Below are 6,051 nucleotides of genomic sequence, written 5' to 3'. Positions count from 1 at the left end.
TGAGCCGTGCCCATTGAACCACAGTTGAAATGCAAAACGCACGATTTGCTGAATAGCTGCATCCACATTTCGGGTAGGCGTATCAGAGATTTCTCCCAGGTCTACTCTTTTGAGTTCGAGGTGACTGTTGTTGACGACCGAGAGCATCAATAACATGGTTACATCGAATGGCAGCCAGCGCCAGCCCTCCTGCAAAAATGTGCCGAACACCTCCGACCCGATACAGAAGTATTCCGAGCGTACTTTGTTGACTCCTGCCATCTTGATGGCTGACCAACTTTGGGGAAAAGTGCTTTCCAGCAGCGGGTGTGTGAGGCAGGAATCAAACTGTTCTTTAAATTGATCGGTCGACGTGTAATCACCCACCGTTAATGTAGTCTTGTGAGTGTTAGCAACCATACTACGAAGGCCTTTTGCAAACTTCTGCCGATCGCCGATCTTCTCAATGTCACCGGGCAGTACTAATGCAGCAGAACAACTTGAATTACGGTCAAACGCTTTCCGAATTCCACGATACCACCGGCCGACGGTTTCGAACTCATCGCATGGATGGAGCTGACACTTTTCCGAAAGAGCCAGACTCTTGATCCCATTGGTTGCTGTTTGGTTTTCTATTTTTTGTTCGAGGACGACAATTATTTCTGCATCTGGCACGTTAAGGCGTGCTTGCTGAAGAGTGTTTGAAAAAGTTTTAATAGCTGACTCGCCGCGTTCTTTCGTGCGCTTGGCATCGGAAAAGACGGGAACGTATGGGACTGTTATCACTACAGTCACTTCTGAGTTTGGGATGGTTTCAGTTTGGTCCATTAGCTTAGATTTCTGAGAAATTTACTCTTAACTGGGTTTATTGATATGATAATAGTCTAGTAGGTTGGGTTAATTTTTTAAAACCCAACAATTTACTCTCCAAATGTACATTCATTAAAAATTAATGGCTGTTCAGAGCCCCGGCCCTCCGGGTAATAACCTAATCTTAAATAACGATGAAAGCTTGACCCTTTCCAATCGTGTGGCCCTGGTCACGAGGCCATGTTTTACCGGATTGAAATGGATATAGTCAAAATGCATGGCAAAGTCGGTGTCATCCCGAATGGTATGCTCCCAGTAACGCCTTTGCCACACCGCCGCTTCTCGTTTTTTTCGCCGGGCTTGATTTCGTTCTCCTGCAATTCCGCCGGCCATCAGGTAACGCCTGGAAAATTTCCCTTTGATTAACCGCCATCGTTTGGGATAATCATCATCACCTTCCGGCAAACTCCAAATGCCTGCAAGGGGTCGGGAAGCAGACAGATTGCTGCAACGTTAAATAGATGCTTCCGCTGGACCTCTTTCCAAACCCGCCGTAGGATTGGGCGCGCCAGTTCGGATGTTAGAAATTTATGCCGGCCAAATGTGACCAGAGTAAAAAAATAACACCCACCTGGTAATTTTAGCCGAACATAATTCGACATGTGTATGCTGGGTTTATTTTGACATCGTGTTGGGTTCGGGAAGACGAACCCAACCTACCGGGCTGGGTTTATTGAAAAAAGCGCTAACCGGGGTCATTGAGATAGTTATAAAAATAGGCACACGAATACTTAATTGCAACCCAAAAAGTGCTTTGGGAGTGAGCAGCAAAAAGGGTAACGTTTGCAAGGCGTTTCGCAATACCTACCGGAAAATTTTCCTTATTTCAAAAAGAGCATCTTGCGGGTTGCTGCAAAATCCCCTGCTCTCATTTGTAGAATATACACACCCGAAGGCACAATTTTCTGGCTGGAATCGGTTCCATGCCATCGGATCAAATAAATCCCCCTGTCCTGTATTGCGTCGACTAAAGTCTCAATTTTTTGACCTAGTAAATTGTAAACTGAAATTCCAACTCTGACTCTCTTCTTAAGGTCATACGTGATTACAGTGGCGGGATTAAAAGGGTTGGGATAATTTTGTGCCAAAGCAAATTCGTTTGGCAAACTGGCGCCGAAAGGTTCGGTTACCGAGTTAACCGGACCAAGATCTAAAAAAAGCACCAGGCCGTCATGATCTGATGAGCGAAGAGCCGTATTTGCGCTGTCCGCAAAACTTGCCGGCGCATCGGCATTGCCCCGTCCAAATTCAATGCCGCTCACTGCATTTTCCAGGGCTGACGAAGTAAGCACATGATCCAATACCTGGGCACTTCCTCTGAAAATAAAAGAGTATCGTTCTTCCTCCGGCAGGTCAAGAATTTGGTTCCGCAGATCCGGGTTGACTTCATCCGTTCCGGGAATGAAAGCACCTCCCGGGTCGAGATTGCCGGTAATTTGCCCCAGGACATCTACATAGCCGTCTGTAAATTGGAAGGCATTAAAGTCACCAAGCACAACTAAATTTATATTGGCATCGGCAGTTTGCATTTCCTGAATTCGCTGAGAAATCCACAATGCTTGTTCAAAACGTTTAGTGCGGACCCGGGTACTATCGTCCCCGTCGATTCCAGACAAAGATCGATTATGCACGACCATCACTTGAACAGTTTCCGTGCCCGCTGTATCGATGACTGCATCAAGAATCAGTGGCGGCCGGTCATGAAGGGTTAAAGTCTGCCCTTCAAATTCATAGGTAGCGTCTTTGCCGATTTGCGTAACGGAATTCACTTGAACGGAATTGCGAACCAGGAAACCAACGTTAATTCCGCTTTCATCATTTCCTTCCTCCAAAAACGGTGTATAGACCACTGCCGGGTCGTCCGATTGAATTTTATCCGCAAGGTCCTGAAGTGTATTCAGATTCTCAACTTCCTGGACAGCTAAAATATCCGGCGCTTTGAGCACTTCACGAATTTGCAATGAAAATTTGTTTAATCGATTCGCATATTCCGTTGGGTCTGTCGGAAGTTGATTGTTTGGATCAGCCACGTCGTCAAAAAGGAGAAGAAGGTTTTGAGTCCCTATGGTTTCTTCAAGATTCGTTCTATCCCGAACCGGCCGGGGTGCGATGGTAGTATTTAAATTTAATTCAGTGGGCAGGAGTTGGTAGTCACCAAAGTTAAAGGAGAGCGGACCTGTTGCCGACTCAATCTCAATTCCCCCTGGAATTTGAATGTTAGGAAGACCCGCTCCATCGGGATCGAGCTCAAAAATTTCAGGATTACCATCCCAGGGAGTTAAACCGGGTAAACCCGGAAACTCGACCCCGGGCTCACGGAAGGCTCGGTTGGGTCCGGCTACAATTTTAGCTTCGTCAAACGAATTCGAGGGTGCGGTGACTGTGCCGTTCATTACTTTGACCAGCATGCCCTCGTACCGTTCAAGCTCGGTTTCTGGCTGAGGTTGGATTGGGGATGGGGTTGCAGCGTCAAATTCTATGGGTGCCGGCAGAGGATTGCCCGATGATACGATTTCTATTGTCAGGGTGTCGGAAATTGCAGTTAACTCGGAAAATTCGACGACTCGCCCGGTGACGTTTACCAAATCTCCAACTGCAACCGCAGGCGTCAGGTTGGTAAAAACGAAGATTCCGTCAGAGGTCGTTGGGTCATTATCGGCTCGATTTTCTGGAGTCTGCATAAAAAAACCATCAGCCGTCATCGCTGTGACGACATTGCTGTCCGTTACGACGGTTTCATTTTCGAGCGGTGAAACCAAACCGGCTCCCTGAATTTCAAAAAGTTCGACCTTTTGGCCTTGCCCCGATCCTTCATTTGGGGTACCGGGCGTCGGCGGGAATTGGCTATAAGTGTTGGTATTGCGGGCTCCACCTGAACCGTTGGGAATGCGCTGATTTGAATGATTATCTTTGTCACCGGCGCCGTCTTCATTTACCTGAGGCTGGCCTGTGTTCAGAAGCGGTAACAAACCGGCATCATCATTGTCGTTGGTATCATAAACGATTGCATCGATGAGGTTGTTTGTAGTTACAGGTGTGTCGTTCGGAAAATCGGTTGCATCGCCGGTGTAAAGTGCTATGGCATCGGCGCCGTTTTGAATTCCATTATTATTGAAAATGATACTCGGAGTGGGAGTTACTGCGCTATTCCCCAATAAAAAGAAACCATTGGCGTCCGTGCTAAAACCATCCAGGTCAAAGGCCTGGTAGGAGGCATCATCACTGCCGTTGAAAAAGACAATTACCAGGCCGGATAAATCAGTATTGCCGGTTCCGCCGTCATATAATTCAACAAACTCAAGGCTGTCCACGCCCGGCGTGTCTGCATCTACTTCATTGATGATTATTTGTGCAGTTGTGGTTTCAGTCATCCCAAATAGCAACGAAAGGATGCTTGAAAACGCAATAATCCGGAAAATCTTTTGTAATTGAAACATTTTACCCTCCTCTAAATTTATGAGAATTTAACAACAAAGATGTGTGTGAGGAGAATTTTATGTGTGTGAGGAGAAGTTTATTTGGAGGTGAGGTGTGTCTAAATATAGAAAAGTAAATCTAAAAAGTCAAGCGATTCATGGCTGAAAACACGAATATCTCATTTGCGTGCGAGTTTTTTTTCGGATTTTCGGAATTTTATAGAAATTATATTCCTTTAGAGTGACTTAGCTATTCATACCCTTATTTAAAATATTTATGTTAACAAAGAGAGCATCTAATGCGTTGCCACAAATCCCCCGGATCCAAAAAAGTCATTGTCGTTTATTTCAGCAGCATAAATTTTTCTACTTTACTAAAACCCGTGACCTCAAGTCTATAGGCATAAGCGCCGCTTGCCAAACCTGTGGCATCGAACTCGACTATGTGACTACCAGAAGTCTTAAATTCGTTAACCAATACTTTGACTTGTCGCCCAACCATGTCATAAACCTTCAGCGACACATGGGTCGCTGAAGGAAGCGAATATTGAATCTTCGTTGTTGGATTGAATGGATTTGGAAAAGCTGGAAATAATTGAAATCTATGGGGGACATCAGCGCCTGTTTCCCGGACCGATACGGGATTCACAGAAGATATGTCCATTATTCGCGGCAAGTGGTCGGAGGCAATGTTGGTATCGTCAGATACCAGTCCATAGAGATCAAGCTCACTGTTGGACATAGCCAAAGTATTTAGCACAAAGTGATTGCCAAGTTCGATAACGCTATCCGTAAAGAGGATATAGTCCAGTTTGCCAGGGCTAAATGATTCGTTGTCATTTCTCCACGTGTAGCCCATGCGAATCGCAGTATGTCTGGAGAACAAGTCAGCCAACGCAGTATTGTCCCAATCGGGATAGAAATCCTTCCCGAAATTATACTCATCTGCAATATCACCCTCTGCGAGGGTTCTGAGTTGCCGCGAGGCGCCAACCAAATTGAAATCTCCCAGATGAATAATCGGTGTATTGTCAGGAAGTGTAAAGGGCCCGTTGCCAGCACGCCAGTTCCTCAATACCATGATAATCTCGTCGGCGTCTTGCTGACGACTCGCGTTGTTTGAGCAACATGCCAGGTGTGAATTCACTATCAACAAATTTGTTCCTAATGCGGACTCAGTTTGCAGCAAGGTTGCCATAGTTCGCCCTGAAGTAGTCATCAAGGCTTGATTTAGCACCGGATACTTTGACACCACCAAATTGTTGTTGCCGAGTTCGACGCTATGCAGATTCGTTTCCTGTAACCAGGATGCAATTAGGGATTTTACCTGGTCGCCGCCCGCCTGTTCCTGAAAAGCCAAAATGTCAGGGTCAAGAGCCTGAATGATGCGTTGAAAATGTCCTTGTCTGTTTGAATCTAAAAGGCCCCCTCCCCGTGTATTGTAGGTCAACACTCTAATATGTTGTTCCTGCTGCCGCATTAATGGAATCAGACTTGGCGGTTCAACGAAGTTTGTATCAATCGCATAGACGCCAGGTTGATTTGGAAGCAAATCCAGTTTATCAGATGTTTCTAAGACTAAAGCGATGGTATCCGGCGTTTGCAGGGTACCCGCTGTCATCGGAACGCTGGTGAGGCTAAGTGCGAGCTCAAAGTCTTTTGCCGTAACCGTGGGAGCACTCCTCAATACAATCTCGGCTTGTCTGATCGTTATGGGTCCTGTTGAGCTGTGATAAGTCCCCTGTCGACACCCAAAACACCACTCCAGGTCGGCCCCTATTCCATG

3 protein-coding genes and 1 pseudogene are annotated in these 6,051 nt (G+C 46.2%); all 4 read right to left on the bottom strand.

Features of this window, described 5'->3' with window-relative positions; translation table 11 throughout:
• Positions 1-807: hypothetical protein (locus tag IH879_18070; protein ID MCH7676830.1), on the bottom strand; the 807-nt coding region annotated here is incomplete at its 3' end.
• Positions 808-899: 92 nt separating this feature from the next.
• Positions 900-1,451 (bottom strand): annotated as a pseudogene (locus IH879_18065) (transposase).
• A 219-nt stretch (positions 1,452-1,670) separates the two neighbouring features.
• A complete protein-coding gene (locus tag IH879_18060; GenBank protein MCH7676829.1) occupies positions 1,671-4,286 on the bottom strand; it encodes a T9SS type A sorting domain-containing protein in 2,616 nt (871 codons plus the stop codon).
• A gap of 322 nt (positions 4,287-4,608) precedes the next feature.
• Positions 4,609-5,952 (bottom strand): endonuclease/exonuclease/phosphatase family protein, encoded by a 1,344-nt coding sequence (locus IH879_18055; protein MCH7676828.1) that lies wholly within the window; start codon positions 5,950-5,952, stop codon positions 4,609-4,611.
• Positions 5,953-6,051 lie beyond the last annotated feature (99 nt).

It is taken from the genome of candidate division KSB1 bacterium, assembly GCA_022562085.1.
Taxonomy (GTDB): Bacteria; Zhuqueibacterota; Zhuqueibacteria; order Oceanimicrobiales; family Oceanimicrobiaceae; genus Oceanimicrobium.
This window is presented reverse-complemented; position numbering and strand designations above follow the sequence as displayed.